The organism is Streptosporangium amethystogenes, from assembly GCF_000721075.1.
GTDB classification, from domain to species: Bacteria; Actinomycetota; Actinomycetes; order Streptosporangiales; family Streptosporangiaceae; genus Streptosporangium; species Streptosporangium amethystogenes.
The window spans coordinates 1-21,707 of record NZ_JOEQ01000017.1 but is presented as its reverse complement, the minus strand read 5'-3'; the positions used below and the strand labels follow the sequence as shown (position 1 = coordinate 21,707).

Sequence of the window (21,707 nt, the reverse complement as noted above, 5' to 3'; positions counted from 1 at the left end):
GCAATGTGGCGGGTGCTTGACGCGAGGTGTTGTTAGCGCTCACAGTCTGTGCCAAGCCACCAGAAGGAGCCGACCGTGAGCCCGAGCCACGAGCGCCGCCCGCCGGTGATGGCGGATGTCGCCACGAAGGCCGGCGTGTCGCACCAGACGGTCTCACGCGTGCTCAACGACCACCCCAACGTCCGTGCCGAGACCCGCGCCCGGGTGCTGGCGGCGATCCACGAGCTCGGCTACCGGCGCAACATGGTGGCCCGCGCCCTGGTCACGAGGCATACCCGCACCCTCGGCGTGGTCAGCTTCGACACGACCCTGTACGGGCCGGCGAGCACCGTGTACGGCATCGAGCAGGCCGCCAGGTCGGCGGGTTACTTCGTCAGCATGGTCAGCCTCAAGACCATCGACACCGCGGGAGTGCGCGACGCGCTCGGCTACCTGGCCGAGCAGGGCGTCGACGGCATCGTGGTGGTCGCGCCGCAGCGCTCGGCCGCCCCGGCGCTGGCCGATGTGCCCACCGACATCCCCGTGGTGGCCGTCGAGGGCGGCCACTCCGGCGACGTGTCGGTGGTCAGCGTCGACCAGGTCCACGGTGCCCGGCTGGCCACCAGGCACCTGCTCGACCTCGGCCACGAGACCGTCTGGCACATCGGCGGCCCGCCGGACTGGCTGGAGGTCGAGGGGCGGATCGAGGGCTGGCGCGACGTGCTGGTCGCGGCGGGCCGTCCGATCCCCGAACCGCTGCCCGGTGACTGGAGCCCGCGCTCCGGCTACCAGGCGGGTCTGCGCCTGGCGGCGGTGCCTGGTGTCACCGCGGTGTTCGTCGCCAACGACCAGATGGCGCTCGGTGCGCTGCGTGCCTTCGCCGAGCGGGGAGTGCGGGTTCCCGAGCAGATCAGCATCGTGGGGTTCGACGACATCCCGGAGTCGGAGTTCTTCACCCCGCCGCTCACCACGGTCAGGCAGGACTTCGGGGCGGTCGGGAGATGGAGCATCGAACTGCTGCTCAGGCAGATGGAGGCGGGCGCGGAATGGTCCCACGAGCGGCATGTCGTTCCGCCGAGGTTCGTGGCCAGGGCCAGCACCGCACCGGTCCACCCGTGACGCCCGTTGATGTTAGCGCTAACGTCCAGCCGGGCCCCAGCGCACCCCACCAACACCGGACGCCCGGCCGGCGGAGCAGCGGACGCCGGCTCGTACGAAGACGATTCTCACGCGGGAGCGGGCCGGAAAGGCGCCGCCCACCCGCCGCAACTGACCTGGCGGGCCGCCTCGCGGGCGGCCCGTCTCCTGGGAGGAAAGGGAGCCGCATGGCCGAACCCGACCCGATCCTGCGGATGATCGGGATCAGCAAGGAGTTTCCCGGCGTCAAGGCGCTGACCGGTGTGGACTTCAGACTCCTGCCGGGGGAGGTGCACGCGCTGATGGGAGAGAACGGCGCGGGGAAGTCGACGCTCATCAAGGTGCTCACCGGCGTGTACGACGTCGACGCGGGCCGGATCGAGCTGGCCGGCGCGCCAATCGCCTTCACCGGCCCCCTGGAGGCGCAGCGGGCCGGGATCAGCACCGTCTACCAGGAGCTCAACCTCTGCGCGAACCTCTCAGTGGCCGAGAACATCTTCATCGGGCGCGAACCGCGCCGCTTCGGCCGCATCCGGTGGGGTGAGACACGCCGGCGCGCGGCCGAGCTGCTCGCCAGGCTCGACCTCGACCTGGACGTCTCGGCGCCGCTGTCCTCGTACTCGCCGGCCGTGCAGCAGATGGTGGCGATCGCGCGGGCCGTCGACATCTCCGCGAGCGTGCTCATCCTCGACGAGCCGACCTCCAGCCTGGACGCGGGGGAGGTCGCGCAGCTGTTTCGGGTGATGCGGCGGCTCAAGGAGGAGGGGATCGCCATCCTCTTCGTCTCGCACTTCCTCGACCAGGTCTACGAGATCGCCGACCGGATGACGATCCTGCGCAACGGCCGGCTGGTCGGTGAGCACCTCACCGCCGAGCTGAGCCAGGTGGAGCTGGTCGGCAAGATGATCGGCAATGAGCTCGCCGACCTGGAACGGCTCGACGAGAAGCCCAAGGACCTGGCACGGACCGGCGACGTGATCATCGAGGCGAGGGAACTCGGCAGGGCGGGGGCCGTGCAACCGTTCACGCTCTCCATTCACCAGGGCGAGGTGGTGGGCCTGGCCGGGCTGCTCGGCTCCGGCCGCACCGAGATCGCCCGCCTGCTCTTCGGCGCGGACCACGCGGGAGCAGGAGAGGTGGTGATCGACGGTACGCCGGTCTCGCTGCGCACCCCGCGCGCCGCGACCGCCAGGGGAATCGCCTTCTGCCCGGAGAACCGGCGGACCGAGGGCCTGATCGCCGACCTCACCGTGCGGGAGAACATCGTGCTGGCCCTGGCGGCGGCGCGGGGCTGGGCCAGGCCCATACCGCGCCGCCGCCAGGACGAGCTGGTGGAGAAATACATCGGCGCGCTGCGCATCAACCCTCCCAACCCCGAACAACTCGTGCGCAACCTCAGCGGCGGCAACCAGCAGAAGGTGCTGCTGGCCCGCTGGCTCATCGTCGAGCCGCGGCTGCTCATCCTGGACGAGCCGACCCGCGGCATCGACGTCGGGGCCAAGGCCGAGATCCAGCGCCTGGTCGTCTCCCTGTCCGACGGGGGCATGGCCGTGCTGTTCATCTCCGCCGAGCTGGAGGAGGTGCTCCGGCTCAGCCACCGGGTCGGCGTGCTGCGCGACCGGCACCTGGTGGCGCAGCTGCCCAACGACGACGACCTCACGGTCGACGTCCTCATGGAGACGATCGCCAGCGGAGCCCGCCCATGAACCGTCTTGCCAGGCACCGCCTGCTGTGGCCGGTGCTCATTCTCGTCCTGCTACTGGCGACCAACGTCGCGTTCACCGACGGCTTCCTGTCGGTACAGATGAAGGACGGCCACCTCTACGGCAGCCTCATCGACATCATCCGCTTCGGCGCGCCGCTGATCCTGGTGGCGATCGGCATGACACTGGTCATCGCCACCGGCGGCATCGACCTGTCCGTGGGATCGATGGTGGCCATCTCCGGGGCGCTCGCCTGCCTGCGGATCAGCGAGCTGGACGACCAGAACGCGGTGGGCGGCGTCCTCGCGGCGATCGGCCTGGCGTTGGCGCTCTCCCTGGTGCTGGGGGTGTGGAACGGGTTCCTCGTCGCCGGGATCGGCATTCAGCCGATCATCGCGACGCTGATCCTGATGGTCGCCGGGCGAGGCCTGGCCCAGCTGGTCACCGACGGCCAGATCATCACCGTCAACAGCGTGCCGTACAAGCTGGTGGGCGGCGGCTACTGGCTCACCGTGCCGTTCTGCATCCTCATCGTGCTGGTCGTGCTCGCGCTGACCGCCTTCCTCACCCGGCGCCTCGCCCTCGGCCTGCTCATCGAGTCGGTCGGCGGGAACGCCGAGGCCAGCCGTCTGGCGGGCATCCGCTCCCGGGGTCTGATCATCGTGGTCTACGCGTTCTGCGGCCTGTGCGCCGGCATCGCGGGGCTGATGATCAGCTCCAACGTGTCCAGCGCCGACGGCAACAACGCCGGGCTCTGGATCGAGCTCGACGCGATCCTCGCCGTCGTGATCGGCGGCACCTCGCTCGCGGGCGGCCGGTTCTCGCTCGGCGGCACCGTGCTCGGCGCGCTCATCATCCAGACGCTGACCACCACGATCTACTCGATCGGCGTGCCGCCGGAGACGACGCTGCTCTTCAAGGCGCTCGTCGTCACCCTGGTCTGCCTGCTGCAGTCGCCGACCTTCAGGGAGAAGGTGTTCCACCGCCGAGGACGCGGCGCCCCACCCGCGTCCACCGGCGCCGACACGAAGGTGAGGGTGACCGTATGATCAGCCTGGGTGTGCTCTCGCCGAACCGGCCGATCCCCCGCAAGTACCTGCCGGTCCTGGTGACCGGCGGGCTGTTCCTGGCGATGTTCGTGGCCGGCGGCATCCGCTACGAGGGCTTCGCCTCCGGGCAGGTGGTGCTCAACGTCTTCATCGACAACGCGTTCCTGCTGGTCGTGGCGGTCGGCATGACGTTCGTGATCCTCACCGGCGGCATCGACCTGTCGGTGGGGGCGGTGGTCGCGCTCGCCACGATGATCTCGGCGAGCCTGGTGACGGACGGGGGCTGGCCGCCCACACTGGTGATCCCGCTGGTGCTGGCGGTCGGCGCGGTGCTCGGCCTCGCCATGGGCTGCGTGATCCACTACTTCGACATCCAGCCCTTCATCGTGACGCTGGCCGGCATGTTCCTGGCCAGGGGGCTCTGCTACACCATCGGCACCGACTCGATCTCGATCACCGACTCGACGTACACCGGCCTCGCCCAGGCCAGGATCGACCTGCCGGGCGGTGCGTTCGTCTCGCCGAGCGTGCTCGTCGCCGTCGTGGTGATCCTCGCCGGGGCGTACGTGCTGCACTACACCCGGCTGGGCCGCAACGTCTACGCGACCGGCGGCAACGAGCAGTCGGCGCTGCTCATGGGCCTGCCGGTGGCCAGGACGAAGATCGCGGTCTACACGATCAGTGGATTCTGCTCCGCGCTGGGCGGCGTGCTGCTCTCCTTCTACATGCTGTCGGGCTACGGGCTGCACGCGGTCGGCATGGAACTGGACGCGATCGCCGCGGTGGTGATCGGCGGCACGCTGCTGACCGGGGGGTACGGCTACCTGCTCGGCACCGTGCTCGGCGTGCTCGTCCTTGGGCTGATCCAGACGATCATCAGCTTCGAGGGGACTCTCAGCTCCTGGTGGACCAAGATCTTCATCGGCCTGCTGCTCTTCGCCTTCATCCTGCTGCAACGCCTCGGTGCGGCACGACGCACCTGAACCCCCGGCTCCGGCGCGGAGATCCGCGCCGGAGCTCTCCCCTGTCGAGGTCCTGGAGATTGTGTGAACGCTAACAATGACCGCTATGTGGTCGGAGTCGACTTCGGCACGCTGTCCGGCCGCGCCGTGGTGGTGCGGGTGAGCGACGGCGCCGAGGTCGGCACGGCCGTGCACGAGTACGCACACCGGGTGATCGAGGAACGGCTGCCCGGCAGTGCCGTGCGGCTGGGCCCCGACTGGGCGTTGCAGTCGCCCGAAGACTGGCGGCAGGTGCTGCGCGTGGCGGTGCCCGGGGCGGTGGCGGCGGCCGGGATCCCCCCGTCGCGGGTCATCGGCCTGGGCACCGACTTCACCGCCTGCACCGTACTGCCCGCCACCGCGGACGGCACCCCGCTCTGCGAGGTCGACGGGCTCGCGGAGCGCCCGCACGCGTGGCCGAAGCTGTGGAAGCACCACGCGGCGCAGCCGCACGCCGACCGGATCAACGCCGTCGCCGCCCACAGGAAGGAGGCGTGGCTGTCCCGCTACGGCGGGAAGATCTCCGCGGAGTGGGCGTTCGCCAAGGGTCTGCAGGTACTGGAGGAGGACCCGGAGGTCTACGGCCGCGCCGAACGCTGGATCGAGGCCGCCGACTGGATCGTCTGGCAGCTCACCGGCGTGGAGACCCGCAACGTGTGCGCCGCCGGGTACAAGGCCATCCACACCGACGGCGGCTACCCCTCGGCGGAGTTCCTGGCCGAACTCAACCCGGCCTTCGCCGGGTTCACCGCCAAGCTCGGTCAGCGGCTGTCGCCCCTCGGCGGTCTCGCGGGCCGGCTGGACGCCCGCGCCGCGGCCTGGACCGGGCTGCCCGAGGGAATCGCGATCTCGGTCGGCAACGTCGACGCCCACGTCACGGCCGCCGCCGCGGACGCCGTGCGGCCCGGTCAGATGGTCGCCATCATGGGCACCTCCACCTGCCACATCATGCCCGCGGACGTGCTGGCGGAGGTGCCCGGCATGTGCGGTGTGGTGCGCGACGGGATCGTGCCGGGGCTGTGGGGATACGAGGCGGGCCAGTCGGGTGTCGGCGACATCTTCGGCTGGTTCGTGGAGACCTCGGTGCCCGGCTCCTACGAGCGGGAGGCCGAACAGCGCGGGCTCACCGTGCACGAGTACCTCGCCGAACTCGCCGCCGCGCAGCGGGTCGGGCAGCACGGCCTGGTGGCGCTGGACTGGCACAACGGCAACCGCTCGGTGCTGGTCGACCACGACCTCTCGGCCGTGGTCGTCGGCCAGACCCTCGCGACGAGACCCGAGGACACCTACCGGGCGCTGATCGAGGCCACCGCGTTCGGCACCCGCCTGATCGTGGAGACCTTCGAGGACTCCGGGGTGCAGGTGACCGAGTTCGTCGCCGCGGGCGGCCTGATCAAGAACCGGTTCCTGATGCGGGTCTACGCCGACGTGCTGCGCCGCCCGATCTCGGTGATCGGCTCGGAGCAGGGGTGCGCCCTGGGGTCGGCCATCCACGCCGCGGTCGCCGCCGGGGCCTACCCGGACATCACCGCGGCCTCGGCCGCGATGGGCAGGCGCGCCGAGGCCGTCCATCTGCCCGACGCCGGGCGCGCCGACGCCTACGACCGGCTGTACGCCGACTACCGCCGCCTGCACGACCACTTCGCCGACGGGGAGATGCTGCACGGCCTGCGGGCCTTGCGTAACGAGGCGAGCACATCGAAGAAGGAGGACGCGTGACCGGACTACCACGAGTGAGGGGGGCGGCCGGATGAGCGCCGTCGTCGGGAAGCTGAGGGAGACGGTCTGCCGGCTCCACGACGAGCTGGTCCGCTACAACCTCGTCGCCTGGACCGCGGGCAACGTCTCGGGGCGGGTGCCGGGTGAGGACCTGTTCGTCATCAAGCCGTCCGGGGTGTCGTACGACGAGCTGAGCCCGGAGTCGATGGTGGTGTGCGACCTGGACGGCGAGCCGGTCGGGGGCGGGCTGTCGCCGTCCAGCGACACCGCCGCGCACGCGTACGTCTACCGGGCGATGCCGCAGGTCGGCGGGGTGGTGCACACCCACTCCACGTACGCCTCCGCCTGGGCGGCGCGGGGCGAGGCGATCCCGTGCGTGCTGACGGCGATGGCGGACGAGTTCGGCGGGGAGATCCCGGTGGGGCCGTTCGCGCTGATCGGCGGGGACGACATCGGCAGGGGAATCGTCGCCACCCTGGAGGGGCACCGCTCCCCGGCGATCCTGATGCGCAACCACGGCGTCTTCACCATCGGCGCGGACGCCCGTGCCGCGGTCAAGGCCGCGGTGATGTGCGAGGACGTGGCGCGCACCGTGCACGTGGCCCGCCAGCTGGGTGAGCCGCTGCCGATCCCGCGGCCCGCCGTCGACAGTTTGTACGACCGCTACCAGAACGTCTACGGGCAAAGGAGTCCGCGTTGATCCTCCACGAGCGTGAGATCTGGTTCCTCACCGGAAGCCAGGGCCTGTACGGAGAGGAGACGCTGGCCCAGGTGGCCGAGCAGTCCCGGCGGATCGCCGAGCGACTCGGCGAGTCGCTGGCGTTCCGGCTGGTGTGGAAACCGGTGCTCACCGACGCCGCGTCGATCCGCAGGCTCTGCCTGGAGGCGAACGCCTCGGACGCCTGCATCGGGGTGATCGCCTGGATGCACACCTTCTCCCCGGCCAAGATGTGGATCGCCGGACTGGACGCGCTGCGCACGCCGCTGCTGCACCTGCACACCCAGGCCAACGTGGCGCTGCCGTGGAGCTCCATCGACATGGACTTCATGAACCTCAACCAGGCGGCCCACGGCGACCGCGAGTTCGGCTACATCCAGTCCCGGCTGGGCGTGGCGCGCAAGACCGTCGCCGGGCACGTGAGCGACCCGGCGGTGGCCGCGCGCATCGGGGCGTGGGCGCGGGCCGCGGCCGGGCGCGCGGAGGTCGGCTCGCTGCGGCTGGCCCGCTTCGGCGACAACATGCGCGACGTGGCGGTCACCGAGGGCGACAAGGTGGAGGCGCAGCTACGCTTCGGCGTCTCGGTCAACACCTACGGCGTCAACGACCTGGTCGCCGTGGTCGACGCGGCGGCGGACTCCGAGGTGGACGTCCTGGTCGCCGAGTACGAGGACACCTACAAGGTCGCCCCCGAGCTGCGGGCCGGAGGCGAGCGTCACGAGTCCCTGCGCTATGCCGCCCGCATCGAGCTGGGCCTGCGCCACTTCCTCACCGAGGGGGGCTTCGGCGCGTTCACCACCAACTTCGAGGACCTCGGGGGCCTGCGGCAGTTGCCGGGGCTGGCGGTGCAGCGGCTGATGGGCGACGGCTACGGCTTCGGCGGGGAGGGCGACTGGAAGACCTCGGTGCTGCTGCGCACCCTGAAGACGATGGCGACCGGCCTTGCGGGCGGCACCTCCTTCATGGAGGACTACACCTACCATCTGGCCCCGGGCCAGGAGGTCATCCTGGGCGCGCACATGCTGGAGGTCTGCCCGACGATCGCCGCCGGGGTGCCCTCGTGCGAGATCCACCCGCTGGGCATCGGCGGCCGGGAGGACCCGGTCCGGCTGGTCTTCGACGCCGAACCCGGACCGGCGGTGGTGATCGGTCTGTCGGACATGGGAGAGCGGTTCCGGCTGGTGGCCAACGAGATCGACGTGGTCACCCCGGCCGAGCCGCTGCCCAACCTGCCCGTCGCCCGCGCGGTGTGGCGGCCCCGCCCGAACCTGAGCACCTCCGCCGAGGCGTGGCTCACCGCCGGAGGCCCGCACCACACGGTGCTGTCGTCCGCGCTGACCAGTGAGGAGCTCAGGGTCTTCGACCCCGACTGGCCCCGCCGGCAGACGGCCCCCGCCGATCGGCGGGGCCCGTCTGCCGTGCGGAGACACACCCCGCGACTCGCGGACTCCACGGGCGCCGGTACGCGTGTTGTCATCCGAACACACAAAACGCTCGGCAGAACTGTAGGCGACTGCGCATTTCCAGACGCGCGGCCGTCGCGTTTGTTTTCGGATGGCGACAAGGGCGGATCACGGGCAAATGGGCGTCCGATTCAACCGCGGGCGACGGGGTGGAGCATTTTCTCCGAGATTTCGTCTTCGGGCGACGCGGCAGGCTCGGCCGGGAGAACGGTTGAGAGAAGCGCTTGGGTGCCGGAATTCCCACCGGTTCCACTGCTCGGAGGCTCCCGGGCTGCTCAGTCGGGGTGTGAGAGGCGGCGGGCGCCGCCGAAGGAGTGCGGCGGCCGGTCGGGCCGCCCTCCTCGGCGGGAATCCGGCCGACTCGCCTATCGATTCATTCAATGGCGAAGCGCTTATGTCAACAGTGCTTCAATTGACTTAGGAGGTGATATTCCACTCCGATTACGGTGTTTGGGGGATTGATATTGACGGTGAATATGCGGCTATCTACTCTCGCGATGTCCAGCACATTACAAGGGAGTGGTCGATGAAACGTATCCGAAACCTCGCCGCCGCCGCCGTCGCCATGACGGCACTCGTTCTCGCCCCGCTTCCCGCCTCGGCGGCCGGCACCACGATCCACCGGGACACCGACAAGGGCCTCCCCTATTCGGGCAAGATCCGGGCCACGCTCATCGATCCGGTGACGGTCTCGACCACCCTCGCCACCGCCACCTGCAACACGGGCAACATCGACGGGACGGTCCAGTCGGACGGCACCGCGCTGAACGTCTCGGTCTTCAACTTCAGCAACACTCCCGGCCCGGCGTGCCCGAACAGTGCCGGAGGCTCCTCCACCGTGTCCCCGGTAGGGCTCGACTGGAACGGCGGCACCGTCGTCTACGACAAGATGACCCCCGGGCGGGACGGCATCGTGACCCTGCTGGGCGTCAAGGTCTCCTCGGTGTCCACCGGCTGGTTCGGCACCATCAGCTGTGTCTACCGGGGCTCCGGCACCGGTAACAGCATCGCCCTGAACGCCTTCAACCCCGACAACGCCAGCCGTCCGAAAATAGCGATCGCCCAGGCCCAGGCCAAGGCCACCAACTACGCCCTCACCAAGGACAGCGGCAGCGTCCTGTGCCCCGGCACGGCCAACTACACCGCCACCTTCCAGCTCATGGGGGAGACCGTCGCCAACTCCGGTCTCTTCGACCAGAAGCTGTACCTCACCACCCCCTAGGCGATCCCGAGCGGTTCCGCTCCCGCCGCACCCTCGGCCCGTCTTCCGGTACGCACCCGGGAGGCGGGCCACACCCATGCGCGGCCGGCCCCCCGGCAGGTCAGGGCTCGTGCGGCCTGGTAGACGCAGAGCAGCGCCCAGATCTCCTGGGCCACCGTCTCGGGGGTCCGGGAGCGCAGCGCGAGCACCGCGCCACCCCGGTCGGATCGCAGCCAGGCCAGCGCGCGGTCCATGACCCAGCGCTCCGCGTACCGCGCCACCAGGTCCGGCGCCGGAGCCCTTCCCGGGTCGAGCAGCGTGGTGATCAGCCGTTCCGTGCCGGACAGCGGGATGACCCGCAGCAGGGCATCCGCCCAGCCGGGCGGCCTGGACAGGAACGACCCGTCGCCGAGGCGGCGCGCCACGGGGAACCCGCCCGCTTTGCCGGTCCGCCACAGCAGGTGCGTGCCGGTCCCCGCCGCCTGCCGCCACAGCTCGGCCCCTCTCGCCCCCGGACCGGCGAGCAGCAGCACACCGGGCTCCAGGCTGCGCAGCAGCCTCGGCGCGAGCGCCTGCCGGTCCGCCCCCGAACCGCCGATGGTCGCGTCGATCAGCGCGTGCGTCCCGCCGTCGACCACGGCCACCACCCGCACGCACGGCAGGCGGGCACTCTCGTTCGGATAGCCGAACGCCGCGTTGTCGCGGGTCTCGGGGACGGTCAGCGCGGTGCCGTCCATCGTCACCGGCCGCAGTCCGGCCAGCCGCGACCCGGTGGCCACGGGCTCCGGCAGCGGCACGGCCACCCGGCGGAACAGCACCCGCAGCGGCTCCGCGCCGAGCCGCGCGCGGGCCCGGCTGATCGCCGACACGCTGGGCACCTCCCAGCTCTTGGCCCAGTGCGAACGCCACGACAGGCCGTTCAGCAGCAGGCGCATGACCTCGTCGTAGTTCCGGTCCGGGAACATGCACAGGGCCAGCACGTAGTAGATCGTCAGGCGGGCGGGCAGTGCCCGCCGCCGCTGGTCGGCGCAGCCGCTGGCCAGCACGACCTCGTCGAGGAGCGGTACGGGGAAGGCGGAGGTGAGGATCCCGATCGACAGATGATCGGCCAGCCGCCCATGGACCGGCTCAGTCTTCACTCACCTAGTCATGCCCGTGTGCATTCGTTGTCAAGCCCTAGGCGGTCAAACGCTTTATTTCCTATACAAACCTATCTAAATCAGCTCAAGAAATGCGCATGAGGTGAGTATCGTTCTCGTCGTCGACTCGTACCCGCTGCCCGAACTCCAGCGTCGCCACTCGCCGCTGTCGGAGCCGAACGCCTCTTCAACCTCCACATTTCGATTCAACAGACCATCGGTAACCCGAAAATGAGCCAGAGCTGTTTAGTGGACAGGAGCGCCGGAAAGCGCCGTGCCGATCACCTCGGAGACAGGAAAGTCGGCTCGGGTGTCCCGGTCAGCCGATGGGTCTGCGATGCCGGTGAGCTCGTTAGACGGGATGGCGATGGGGGTCGGCCAGGGGGTCGCGGTTTGTTGCCGCGGCAGCATTGGTACTGCCCGGAGCGCGCGTGTCAGGCCCCCTCGCGGCGTGGCCGACCTGGCGGCCCGGATCCACGGACAACGACCGCCAACGCCTTGGTCAACAAGTGCGCAGAGTCGTCTGATCGATTCGTGAAGCCGCAGCTCAAGCGGCATATGCAGGCATCGGCACCCACGCGTACTTCGATACTTAGAGTCATACTTTAAAGTTAGACTATAGAGTGCTACTCTAATTTCATTCATCGCCCGCGCCTGGCCACCTCAGCGGGATCAGCCGGCGCGGACTTATGGTTCCTTGTCACGCGCCCGCCCCCGCCACAGGAAGGAAAACATTTCCGTGCGGACTTCCCTGCTCTCGCATGCCTACAGCCGCCGCTTATCCGCCGTAGTCGCCGCCGGTCTGGCTTTGAACGTCGCGGCGTCTGCCCTGTCCCCGCTCCCCGTTCGGGCGGCCACCACGGCGGTTTCCGCGGCCGCCCCAGCCGGTTCCAGTCCCTGGGGCCCGTACTACGCACCTAAGCGACGTGCCGAGGCCACCGGAACGATCACTGTCTTCCCGGCCTCCATCGGGCCGCTGGAGATCCCTTACGCCAGTGAGGTGAGGATCGACGGCGCGGTTCGCGACCTGACCTCGCCGGAAGTGACAGGGTTCAACGCCTGCGGCTGGGCTGTCTTCCGCTTCAACCACAACCCGGACTACACGAGTTACGAGCACGTCGTTACCTGCACGTTCCTGACCCCCAGGAAAATCGCACTGAAGAAACAGCGCGTCCGCCAGGTGGATATACAGGTCTGCGCCAAACCCATCGCGCGGCCCGGCTGCGGCACCGACGGCACCTGGCAGACCCTCTACATCGCCAGATAGTCTCCGGAAGTGCTTATGGAGAACGGCCAACGCCCTCTCCTGTTTTTTGTAGTGATACTTTAAGTTTGTGACTGACGTCAACACCCGGAATCGGCGCTCCGCGCCCACCAGGCGGCGCATCGTGGCGGCGGCGCACGAACTGTTCGCCGTGCGGGGCTACGCGGGCACCACCTTTCAGGAGGTGGCCGACGCGGCCGGGGTGTCGGTGCAGACCGTCTACTTCCACTACGGCAGCAAGAGCCAACTGCTCAAACATGTGGTCGACGTGGCCTCGGTGGGCGACGACGAGCCCGTGCCGCTGCTGGAACGCCCGTGGTTCACCCAGCTGTGCGCGTCGGCCGACCCCCGCGAGGTGATCGTGCGGTGGGCGCACGCGAGCGGGGTCATCTTCGACCGGGTGGCGGCGATCCTGGGGGTGGTCCGCGACGCGGCGTCGGGGGATGCGGAGATGGCCGAGCAGTGGCGGGCGAACGCCGAGCAGCGGCGGACCGCGCACGACACCTTCGTCGGCATCCTGGAGGGGCTCGGCGCGTTGCGGCCGGGGCTCGATCGGGAGCGGGCGGTCGACGTCACGGTGGGGCTGCTGTCGCCGGACCTGTTCCTGGTGCTGCAGCGGGAGTGCGGGTGGGGCACGGGCCGCTGGGAGAAGTGGGTGGCCGACCAGCTGGCCCACGCCCTGCTGAACGACTGAGGTCACGTGGACGGCGACGGTCCCAGGTTCCTGCGAGTTCCCGTCAGATCGCTGTCGCCGCGGGCGATCTCCGTCAGGACGCTCGTGTCCAGGAGGTAGGGGGTTCGGTTACTGGCTCTCGACGTGGGCCATCATGCGGGCGACGTGATCGGGGTCGGCGTCAGCGGCCTTCGTGTTCCAGAGTGCGCGGCGATGGCGCTCCCGCTGGAGTTTCAGGGCGAGGGCCTCGTTGACGTAGGCGGACAGTGAGCCGGTGCCGACCCGCTGCCCGGCGTGATCGAGCAGATCGTGATCGACGGTTACGCTGACGGTCTCCTTCGCGGCCATGGCGACACGGTAGTACCGCACTAAGATCTTTTCCGCTGGTCGAGGTGTCGGGCGGAAAGCGGTCCGGTCGCGGCTCCGGGCCGGGCCGCCGGGCGGAGGCGATTCTGCCGATACGGTACGGGGTGCCGGTCACATATGGGCGACGGTCTTGTGAAATTCGGTGAACATGGCCGTTGGTTGTGATCTCTATGCTGTCCTGCCGCTTTTTTAAGCACCGGCCTCGTTCGTGAACAGACATTGGTCACTTGTTCACTAAACTCAGGTCTGATAGAACAAATGCCACATGTAGGTCGGGTGGACCGTCTCCCTCGCGGCCTATCCCTCGTGGCCCCCTGGAGGACTGCCGTGCCCGGCTTCTCTCGTCCCAACGGTCCGGGAACCCCGGCGCTGTCCCGCCGCTCGGTCCTGCAGCTCGGCAGCGGAGTCGCCCTCCTCCTGGCGACCGGATGCGCCGCCGGCACCACGGGGGGCGGCGGATCCACCGCGCCCGCGGCGAGCACCGCCCCCGGCGGGGCCCCAGGCGCCTCGAAGCTGCGGATCGCGGTGAGCAGCTACCTGAGCAGCTGGGACCAGGACTTCGTCGGGTTCGACCTGACCGCCCTGATGCTCTACAAGAACGTCTTCCCCTACATGATCGACTACGGGGTCACCTCGGCCGGCGACGGCCAGATCCTCGACACCGAGGCCATCGCCCCCACCTTCGCCGAGTCCTTCGAGCCCGACGCCGACAACAAGGTCTGGACCCTCAAGTTGCGCAAGGGCGTCACGTTCGCCAGCGGCAACGAGATGACCGCCAAGGACGTCAAGTGGTCCAAGGACCGCGCGTTCGCCGCGAAGGCCAACGTGGCCGGCGTCTACCGGCTGATCGGGCTCACCAAGGCCGACCAGGTCGAGGTGGTCGACGACTACACGGTGACGTTCACCCAGGCCTTCCCCAGTGCGCTGACCCGGCAGATCCAGGCCATCTCGCTGTACGTCTTCGACTCGGAGGAGGCGAAGAAGCACGCCACCGACGCCGACCCCTGGGCCAAGGAGTGGTTCGCCAAGAACCCCCCGACCGGCGGCTACTTCAACGTGGAGAAGGCGGTCCAGGGCCAGGAGATCGTGCTCACCGCCAACGCCGGCTACCCGGGCGCCGACGGCGCCAAGAGCTCCGAGATCAGGCTGAGCGTGGTGCCCGCGGCCGCCAACCAGCGCCTGCAGCTGCAGAACGGCGACATCGACGTCGCCTTCGGCATCGGCCAGCGCGACATCAAGGACCTCAAGTCCACGAAGGGCGTCAAGGTCATCTCCGCGCCGAGCAACAACCAGCTCGTCATCCAGATGTCGGTGACCACCGCCCCCTTTGACGACCCCGCGGTGCGCAGGGCGCTCGCCCACGCGGTGCCGTACGAGCAGATCATCGCCAACGTCTACGGCGGCGACGCGCGGGCGGCCAAGAGCGTCGTCCCGTTGGACATGCCCGGTTACTCCGAGACCGGCTACCCCTACGCCTACGACGTCGCCAAGGCCAAGGAGACGCTGGCCGCGGCGGGCAAGACCTCGATCACCTCCGAGCTGGTCTTCCAGACCGACAGCGAGGAGCAGCAGCAGATCGCCGTGCTCGTGCAGAGCGAGGCCAGGAAGGCCGGCATCGAGCTGAAGCTCACCCCGCTCGACCCCGCCACGCTCGGCGAGCGCAGGGCGAAGAAGAACATCCCCCTGCAGATCACCCTGGGCCAGCTCTGGGTCAACGACGTGGAGTACATGCTCGGCACCAGCTTCACCAAGGGCGCCAGCCTCAACTACTCCAACTACGTCAACCCCGAGATCGAAAAGATCTTCGAGGAGTCCCACACCGTCGTCGACGCGGCCAAGCGCGCCAAGCTCTGGCTGCGCGTGCAGGAGATCCTGGCCGAGGACGTGCCATGGGTCGTCATCTGCCAGCCCAACTTCAACCTCCCGGTCCGGGAAGAGGTGGCGGGATGGGTCCAGCCGATGGACGGCCTGGCCCGGCTGCGCTACCTGAGCAGCTCCTCCTGATCCATGCGTATCCTCCGGTTCGTCCTCAGGCGGCTCCTCCAGCTCGTCCCGGTGCTCCTCGGGGTGGTCGTGCTGACCTTCCTGCTCGTCAGGGTCCTGCCGGGTGACCCGATCCGTACCATCCTGGGCCCCAACGCCACGGAGGCGGACGCCGCCGCGGCGCGGGCCAGGTTCGGGCTGGACCGGCCCCTGTGGCAGCAGTTCCTCGACTACGTCGGGGGACTGTTCACCGGTGACTTCGGCACCTCCATCCAGAGTGGTGCCCCGGTGGGCTCGGAGATGGCCCTGCGGGTCGGGCCGACCATGGAACTCGTGGTGATCGCGCTGGCCGTGGCGCTGGTGCTGGCGGTGGTGCTCGGCATCTGGTCGGCCAGGCACGCGGGCCGGTTCGGCGACCACACGGTCCGCGTCGCGGCGCTCATCGGCAACTCGGTACCGGAGTTCTGGCTCGGACTGGTGCTGGTCCTGGTGGGCTACAGCGTGCTGGGCTGGTTCCCGGCCCCCAGCGGCCGGGTGGATCCCGACACCGAGCTGAGCCTGATCACCGGCGCCGACCTGCTCGACGCGGCGCTGACCGCCAACGGCCCCGCGTTCGTCTCCGCGCTGGAGCACCTCGCGCTGCCGGTGGCCACGCTCGTCATCGTCATCGTCGCGCCGCTGCTGCGCAGCGTCCGGGCCTCCGCGCTTGAGGTACTGGCCTCCGAGGCGTACACGGCCGCCGCCGCGCACGGCCTGAAGGGCCGGCTGCTGCTCCGCGGCTACCTGGTGCGGGCCACGCTGGTGCGGCTCCCCGCGCTGGCGGCCCTGGTGTTCGGCTTCTCCATCGGCTCGACGGTCCTGGTGGAGTACGTCTTCTCCTGGCAGGGCTTCGGGCAGTGGGCGCTGCGCGGCCTGCTCTACCGGGACTACCCGGTGGTTCAGGCGTCGGTGCTCGTGATCGCGCTGTTCTACGTGGTGGTCTTCCTCATCGCCGACGTCGTCCACGCGATCCTCGACCCGAGAGTGAGGATCTGATGGCCGAAGCATCGGGAGTCCGGGAGGCGGGCGCGGACCGCCGCTTCGCGTCGTCCCTGATCACGGTGGGCTCCGTCATCCTGGCCGTGGTCGCGGTGGCCGTCCTGTTCGCGCCGCTGCTGAGCTCCTGGGGGCCCGAGGAGATCGACCCCCTCGCCTCCCTCGCCCCGCCCGGCGGCGCACACCCGCTGGGTACCGACCTCAACGGCATGGACGTGTGGAGCCGGGTCCTGCACGCCGCCCGGCTCGACGTCGGCATCGCCGTCGCCGCGGTCGCCCTGGCCGTGGTCGCGGGCAGCCTCGTCGGCCTGGTCGCCGGATACCGGGGCGGCTGGGCCGACGACGTGCTGATGCGGGTGCTCGACGTCTTCCAGGCGTTCCCCACCTTCATCCTGGCCCTGGCGGTGGCCGCGCTGCTCGGCGGCGGCACGGCGAACCTGGTCGCGGTCATCGCCCTGGTGAACGCGCCCGCCTACGCCCGGCTGGTCCGCGCCGAGGTGCGCTCCATCAGGGAACTGCCCTTCGTGGAGGCGTCGCTCACCTCCGGCTCCTCCTTCTGGGGGGTGCTCTGGCGGCACGTACTGCCCAACAGCCTGACGCCGGTGCGGGTCATCGCCCCGCTGAACTGCGGCTGGGCCATGCTCACGCTGGCCGGGCTGTCCTTCCTGGGACTCGGCGTGCCGCTGCCCACCGCGGAGTGGGGCGCCATGATCAGCCTCGGTTCCGGTGACGTCGTCGCGGGCCGGTGGTGGACCTCGGTCCCGCCCGGCCTCTTCCTGCTGATCTGCGTCCTGGGCTTCAGCCTCCTCGGTGAGGGCCTGCAGGAACGCGCCGACTCCACAAGGAGGTGACAGACGATGACACTCCTGTCGATCGAGGACCTCTCCGTCGTGATCCGGCGGCCGGGACGCCGGGTCGCCGCGCTGAGCGGGGTGAACCTGAGCGTCGAGCCGGGCGAGGTGGTCGGCCTGGTCGGTGAGAGCGGCGGCGGCAAGAGCATGGTGGCCCGCTCGATCGTGGGCCTGCTGCCCGGCGGCTCCCGGACGAGCGGACGCGTCATGTTCGACGGCGCCGACGTGCTGACCATGGACGCCGCCGAGCTGGAGGCCTTCCGCGGGCACGGCGCCGCGATCTGCTTCCAGAACCCGCGCGGCGCGCTCAGCCCCACCCGTACCGTCGGCCGCCAGCTCGTCGACCGGCTGGTCACCCACCGGTCGCTGGCCCCGGCTCCGGCCAGGGAGGTCGCCGCCGAGCTGTTCGAGTCGGTCGGCATCCGCAGCCCGAGGCGCCGCCTGGACGCCTACCCGCACGAGCTCTCCGGCGGCATGGCGCAGCGCGTCATGATCTCGCTGGCCACCGGATGCGCGCCCGGCCTGCTGATCGCCGACGAGCCCACCACCGGGCTGGACGTCACGCTCACCAGGGAGATCCTCAACCGGTTCCGGCTCGCCGCGAACGCGGAGCGGCGCGGTGTGCTGCTGATCTCCCACGACCTGGCGTCGATCGCGGAGGTCTGCGACCGCGTCGTGGTGCTGTACGCGGGGACGGTGGTGGAGAGCGGCCCCGGCCCGCAGGTGCTCCACGAGCCGGCCCACCCCTACACGCGGGCGCTGCTGCGCTCGGTGCCCGACATCGACGGGCGCCCGGTGACCGCGACCCCCGGCGCGATGCCGCTGCTGACCGAGGCGCCGTCGTCCTGCCCGTTCGCGCCGCGTTGCGCGCACGCGACGCAGCTGTGCACGGCGGACCTGCCCGTCGCCGGGCCCCTGGCCATGGACTGGAGCGCCGCCTGCTTCCACCCCCGCTCGGGCCCACTCGACGATTCCGCCGAGCCGCCGGTCCCCGCGGAGATCCCGCCCGCGGGAACGGTCCCGTCCGCCGGTACGGCCACCTCGCCCGGTGTGAAGGAGAGCGTGCTGCGCATCGAGGACGCGCACGTCGTCTACCGCAGCCGCTTCGGCGGCGGGGGGCACCACGCGCTGCGCGGGGTCAGCCTCAGCGTCGCCGCGGGCGAGCGGCTGGGCGTCGTCGGGGAGAGCGGCTGCGGCAAGAGCACCCTGGCCAGGGTGATGCTCGGCCTGGTGCAGCCCTCGCGGGGCAGGGTCGAGGTGGCCGGTCAGGCTTTGGCCGAGCTGCGCGGCGCCCGGCTGCGCCGGCTGCGTACCCGCGCCCAGCTGGTCTTCCAGGACCCGATCGGATCGCTCAGTCCCCGGCGGACCGTGCAGGACGCGATCGGCGAGCCGCTGCGCGCCGCCGGGGTGCCCGCCGCGGAGCGCGCCTCGCGCGTCGCCCGCGCCCTGGAGCGGATGGAACTGGACCCGTCGATCCTGGGGCGGCGCCCGCACGAGCTGTCCGGCGGGCAGGCGCAGCGCGTCGGCATCGCCCGCGCGCTCGTCGGCGAACCCGACCTGATCGTCTTCGATGAGCCGACCTCGGCGCTTGACGTCACGGTACAGGCGCAGATCCTGAAGGTGATCGCCGAGGTGAGCGGCGACAGCTCGCGGGGCTCGGTCTTCATCTCCCACGACCTGGCCACCGTACGGGGGTTCTGCGACCGCGTCGTGGTGCTCTACCTGGGACGGATCGTCGAGGAGGGGCCGGTGGAAGAGGTCTTCGGCAATCCCGGGCACCCCTATACCAGGGCGCTGCTGTCCAGTGCCCCCAGCCTCGGCGCCGGTTACGGCGGCCCGCAGGTCGAGTTGACCAAGGATCTGGAGGAGGCGGACGCGGCCGGGGGGTGCGCCCTCGCACCGCGCTGCCCCTTCGCGACAGACGAGTGCGGAGAGCAGGAGCAGGAGCTCCGCCCGTACGGCGCGAGCCTGGTCGCCTGCCGCCGCGCCGCCGAGATCCCCGCGCTGATCGAAAGGTGACACCCGCAATGCCCGACCCGAAGCACATCCGTCTGGCCGTCGACATCGGCGGCACCTTCGTCGACGCGATGGAGCTGAACACCCGTACTCACGAGGTGCGTTTCAGGAAGGCCTCGACCACCCCGGCCCGTCCCTGGGAGGGCGTGCTCGACGCGGTCACCGCGCTCGGTACCGACCTGTCGGAGGTGGAGCTGTTCATCCACGGCACCACCCTGGGCCTCAACGCGGTCCTGGAACGGCGCGGCGAGCCGACGGGGATCATCACCAACGACGGCTTCCGCGACATCTTCCTGATCGGCCGGGGCAACGTGCCCGCCGACCACATGTACGACTTCCAGTACGAGCGCCCCGAGAGCCTGGTGCGGCGCCGGCACACCGCGGGGGTCCGGGGACGGCTCGACCACCGGGGCCGTGTGGTCGAGGAGCTCGACGCCGAGGGCGTCAGGGAGGCGGCCAGGGTCCTGGTCGAGGAGGAGGGCGTGGTGTCGATCGCCGTCTGCTTCCTGCACTCCTTCCTCGACCCCTCCCACGAGCGCCAGGCCGCCCGGATCATCCGCGAGGCGTACCCGGAGGTGACGGTCTCGCTCTCCACCGACATCGTCAGGGAGTACCGCGAGTACGAGCGGACCAGCACCACGGTCCTCGACGCCTACATCCGGCCGATCTTCGAGAGGTACGTCGACAGGCTGGAGCACGGGCTGGCCGAGCGCGGGTTCGACGGGCAGTTCCTGATCATGAGGTCCGGCGGCGGTTCCATGACGTCGTCGGTGGCCAAGACCTCCCCGACGCACACGGTGCTGTCGGGTCCGGCGGGCGGCATCGTCGGCGCGGCGCACCTCGCCGCCGCCCTCGGCCGCCGGGACCTGCTCACCTTCGACATCGGCGGCACCTCACTGGACGCGTGCGTGATCGAGCACGGGTCCCCGGTGGCCGCCTACGAGGCGCAGCTGGAGCACTTTCCGCTGCTGATCCCCACTTACGACATCCGCACGATAGGGGCCGGAGGGGGCTCGATCGCGTGGTTGGAGAGGGGATTGCTCAAGGTGGGTCCGCACAGTGCGGGTGCCGACCCCGGCCCGGTGTGTTACGGCCGGGGCGGCACCCGCCCCACTGTCACCGACGCGGCGGTGGTCCTCGGCTACGTGGACCCGGGCCGTTTCCTGGCCGGGACCATGGACCTGCACGCCGACGCCGCCCGCACGGCGCTCGACGAGCAGGTGGCCCGGCCTCTCGGGCTGAGCACGGAGGCCGCCGCGGCGGGCGTCTTCGACGTGCTGCTGGCCAAGACCGTCGGCGCGGTCCGGCAGATCACCGTCGAGCGGGGCCACGACCCCCGGGGCTTCTCACTGCTCGCGTTCGGCGGGGCCGGACCGCTGCTCGCCCCGCTGCTCGCGGCGGAGATGGGCATCGGCGAGGTCATCGTGCCGTTCGCGCCGTCCGGTTTCTCCGCCTGGGGCATGCTCAGCGCCGACATCGTCGACGACTTCTCCCGTACGGTGATGGCCACCCTGGACGACGCCGACCTCGACGAGCTGGAGACGATCTTCAAGGGCATCGAGGCCGAGGCCGTCGACTCCCTGGAGGCGCAGCGGGTCGCGGCCGAGCGCATGGTCCTTGAGCGCCAGTTCGAGCTGCGCTACCTGGGGCAGGAGCACTCGCTCATCGTCACCGCGGGCCGCGACCTCGACCGGGACGAGATCAGGCGGGCGTTCGAGGAGACCCACGTGGCGCGCTACGGCCACGCCATGGACAACCGGCTGCAGATCCTCAACCTGCGGGTGCGCGGCATCGGCCGTACCGACCGGCCGGAGCTGGTGGTGCGCCCGCCGGGCGACGGCGACGCGGGCCGGGCACTGTTCGCCCGCAGGGACGCCTACGACTTCGGCACCCGCGCCACGGCGTCGTTCGCCGTCTACGACCGCGCGCTGCTGGAGCCGGGCGACGCGTTCGACGGGCCCGCCCTCATCGACGAGGGCACCTCGACCACCGTGGTCCCCTCGGGGCAGCGGGTCGAGGTCGACGAGCACGGTTACCTGCTGGTCAGGATTGTGGAGGTGGCATCGTGACCGAGCAACCGGGCGAGACCCTTGACGGGGCGAGGGCCGAGGTGGTGCGCAGCTACCTGCTCGCCGCCGCGGAGGAGATGCGGGCCACGCTGATCCGCACGTCGTTCAACCCGGTCATCTACGAGGTCCACGACTTCGGCATGTCGATGTACGACGCCGACCTGCGGCTGATCGCCGAGGCCACCGGGCTCACCTTCTTCCTCGGCGCCAACGACTTCTCACTGCGCAAGGGTGTGGAGTATGTGGGGCGGGAGAACCTGCGTCCGGGTGATGTGGTGCTGCTGAACTATCCGTACTGGAACGCGGCCCACGCCTATGACGCGACGTTGTTCTCGCCGGTG

18 protein-coding genes are annotated in these 21,707 nt (G+C 70.2%); 16 read left to right on the top strand and 2 right to left on the bottom strand.

The genetic code is table 11. The features are described from left to right. Positions 1-108 precede the first annotated feature (108 nt). The 8 genes from IG98_RS0123850 to IG98_RS0123815 all read left to right on the top strand — a co-directional run bounded on the left by IG98_RS0123850 (position 109) and on the right by IG98_RS0123815 (position 9,991). Entirely contained in the window at positions 109-1,098 is a 990-nt protein-coding gene (locus tag IG98_RS0123850) for a LacI family DNA-binding transcriptional regulator (protein ID WP_051752812.1), read from the top strand. 206 nt (positions 1,099-1,304) lie between these two features. Further along, positions 1,305-2,822: a sugar ABC transporter ATP-binding protein gene (locus IG98_RS0123845; protein ID WP_030916211.1), complete on the top strand. Its 1,518-nt coding sequence runs from the start codon at positions 1,305-1,307 to the stop codon at positions 2,820-2,822. Next, positions 2,819-3,868 carry an ABC transporter permease gene (locus IG98_RS0123840; protein ID WP_030916209.1) on the top strand — a complete coding sequence of 350 codons (1,050 nt, stop codon included), beginning with the start codon at positions 2,819-2,821 and terminating at the stop codon, positions 3,866-3,868. Before IG98_RS0123845 ends, IG98_RS0123840 begins: the two co-directional genes overlap by 4 nt. After that, positions 3,865-4,851, top strand: a complete 987-nt coding sequence (gene yjfF, locus IG98_RS0123835; RefSeq protein ID WP_037971100.1) for a galactofuranose ABC transporter, permease protein YjfF — start codon at positions 3,865-3,867, stop codon at positions 4,849-4,851. Before IG98_RS0123840 ends, yjfF begins: the two co-directional genes overlap by 4 nt. Before the next feature lie 63 nt (positions 4,852-4,914). After that, the gene (gene araB / locus IG98_RS0123830) at positions 4,915-6,588 is read left to right on the top strand and encodes a ribulokinase (protein ID WP_030916202.1); all 1,674 of its coding nucleotides are present in this window, start codon (positions 4,915-4,917) and stop codon (positions 6,586-6,588) included. A gap of 31 nt (positions 6,589-6,619) precedes the next feature. After that, positions 6,620-7,288, top strand: coding sequence for an L-ribulose-5-phosphate 4-epimerase (locus IG98_RS0123825; protein WP_030916198.1), 669 nt, complete (start codon positions 6,620-6,622; stop codon positions 7,286-7,288). Next, positions 7,285-9,231: an L-arabinose isomerase gene (araA, locus tag IG98_RS0123820; protein ID WP_245651683.1), complete on the top strand. Its 1,947-nt coding sequence runs from the start codon at positions 7,285-7,287 to the stop codon at positions 9,229-9,231. Before IG98_RS0123825 ends, araA begins: the two co-directional genes overlap by 4 nt. Before the next feature lie 64 nt (positions 9,232-9,295). Continuing rightward, a complete protein-coding gene (locus IG98_RS0123815; RefSeq protein WP_030916193.1) occupies positions 9,296-9,991 on the top strand; it encodes a hypothetical protein in 696 nt (231 codons plus the stop codon). Here IG98_RS0123815 and IG98_RS0123810 read toward each other — a convergent pair. Then, the gene (locus tag IG98_RS0123810; protein ID WP_051752763.1) at positions 9,988-11,109 is read right to left on the bottom strand and encodes a transposase domain-containing protein; all 1,122 of its coding nucleotides are present in this window, start codon (positions 11,107-11,109) and stop codon (positions 9,988-9,990) included. The two genes, IG98_RS0123815 and IG98_RS0123810, sit on opposite strands and share 4 nt — an antisense overlap. A gap of 739 nt (positions 11,110-11,848) precedes the next feature. Between IG98_RS0123810 and IG98_RS0123805 the strand changes: the two genes are divergently transcribed. Next, positions 11,849-12,376, top strand: a complete 528-nt coding sequence (locus IG98_RS0123805; RefSeq protein ID WP_030916188.1) for a hypothetical protein — start codon at positions 11,849-11,851, stop codon at positions 12,374-12,376. A gap of 67 nt (positions 12,377-12,443) precedes the next feature. Then, a complete protein-coding gene (locus tag IG98_RS0123800; protein ID WP_030916186.1) occupies positions 12,444-13,067 on the top strand; it encodes a TetR/AcrR family transcriptional regulator in 624 nt (207 codons plus the stop codon). Between the two features lie 108 nt (positions 13,068-13,175). Here the strand turns inward: IG98_RS0123800 and IG98_RS0123795 are convergent, their stop codons facing one another. Next, the gene (locus IG98_RS0123795; protein WP_157594479.1) at positions 13,176-13,394 is read right to left on the bottom strand and encodes a type II toxin-antitoxin system CcdA family antitoxin; all 219 of its coding nucleotides are present in this window, start codon (positions 13,392-13,394) and stop codon (positions 13,176-13,178) included. Positions 13,395-13,739: 345 nt separating this feature from the next. Here IG98_RS0123795 and IG98_RS0123790 point away from each other — a divergent pair, with 345 nt between their 5' ends. The 6 genes from IG98_RS0123790 to IG98_RS0123765 form a co-directional block, all read left to right on the top strand. Further along, the gene (locus tag IG98_RS0123790) at positions 13,740-15,416 is read left to right on the top strand and encodes an ABC transporter substrate-binding protein (RefSeq protein WP_037971099.1); all 1,677 of its coding nucleotides are present in this window, start codon (positions 13,740-13,742) and stop codon (positions 15,414-15,416) included. Between the two features lie 3 nt (positions 15,417-15,419). Further along, positions 15,420-16,430 carry an ABC transporter permease gene (locus IG98_RS0123785; protein ID WP_051752761.1) on the top strand — a complete coding sequence of 337 codons (1,011 nt, stop codon included), beginning with the start codon at positions 15,420-15,422 and terminating at the stop codon, positions 16,428-16,430. Continuing rightward, the gene (locus tag IG98_RS0123780; protein WP_030916177.1) at positions 16,430-17,281 is read left to right on the top strand and encodes an ABC transporter permease; all 852 of its coding nucleotides are present in this window, start codon (positions 16,430-16,432) and stop codon (positions 17,279-17,281) included. Before IG98_RS0123785 ends, IG98_RS0123780 begins: the two co-directional genes overlap by 1 nt. Before the next feature lie 6 nt (positions 17,282-17,287). Beyond that, positions 17,288-19,300 carry a dipeptide ABC transporter ATP-binding protein gene (locus IG98_RS0123775; protein WP_030916175.1) on the top strand — a complete coding sequence of 671 codons (2,013 nt, stop codon included), beginning with the start codon at positions 17,288-17,290 and terminating at the stop codon, positions 19,298-19,300. Between the two features lie 8 nt (positions 19,301-19,308). Further along, positions 19,309-21,366 carry a hydantoinase/oxoprolinase family protein gene (locus IG98_RS0123770; RefSeq protein WP_030916173.1) on the top strand — a complete coding sequence of 686 codons (2,058 nt, stop codon included), beginning with the start codon at positions 19,309-19,311 and terminating at the stop codon, positions 21,364-21,366. Further along, on the top strand, positions 21,363-21,707 hold a 345-nt coding region (locus IG98_RS0123765; protein ID WP_030916168.1), incomplete at its 3' end, for a hydantoinase B/oxoprolinase family protein. The genes IG98_RS0123770 and IG98_RS0123765, both read left to right, overlap by 4 nt.

Coding starts and splice junctions, on each gene's coding strand:
- IG98_RS0123775 (WP_030916175.1), top strand. CDS start 17,288: ATGACACTCCTGTCGATCGAGGACCTCTCCGTCGTGATCCGGCGGCCG.
- IG98_RS0123840 (WP_030916209.1), top strand. CDS start 2,819: ATGAACCGTCTTGCCAGGCACCGCCTGCTGTGGCCGGTGCTCATTCTC.
- IG98_RS0123785 (WP_051752761.1), top strand. CDS start 15,420: ATGCGTATCCTCCGGTTCGTCCTCAGGCGGCTCCTCCAGCTCGTCCCG.
- IG98_RS0123850 (WP_051752812.1), top strand. CDS start 109: ATGGCGGATGTCGCCACGAAGGCCGGCGTGTCGCACCAGACGGTCTCA.
- yjfF (WP_037971100.1), top strand. CDS start 3,865: ATGATCAGCCTGGGTGTGCTCTCGCCGAACCGGCCGATCCCCCGCAAG.
- IG98_RS0123825 (WP_030916198.1), top strand. CDS start 6,620: ATGAGCGCCGTCGTCGGGAAGCTGAGGGAGACGGTCTGCCGGCTCCAC.
- IG98_RS0123795 (WP_157594479.1), bottom strand. CDS start 13,394: ATGGCCGCGAAGGAGACCGTCAGCGTAACCGTCGATCACGATCTGCTC.
- IG98_RS0123770 (WP_030916173.1), top strand. CDS start 19,309: ATGCCCGACCCGAAGCACATCCGTCTGGCCGTCGACATCGGCGGCACC.
- IG98_RS0123845 (WP_030916211.1), top strand. CDS start 1,305: ATGGCCGAACCCGACCCGATCCTGCGGATGATCGGGATCAGCAAGGAG.
- IG98_RS0123780 (WP_030916177.1), top strand. CDS start 16,430: ATGGCCGAAGCATCGGGAGTCCGGGAGGCGGGCGCGGACCGCCGCTTC.
- IG98_RS0123815 (WP_030916193.1), top strand. CDS start 9,296: ATGAAACGTATCCGAAACCTCGCCGCCGCCGCCGTCGCCATGACGGCA.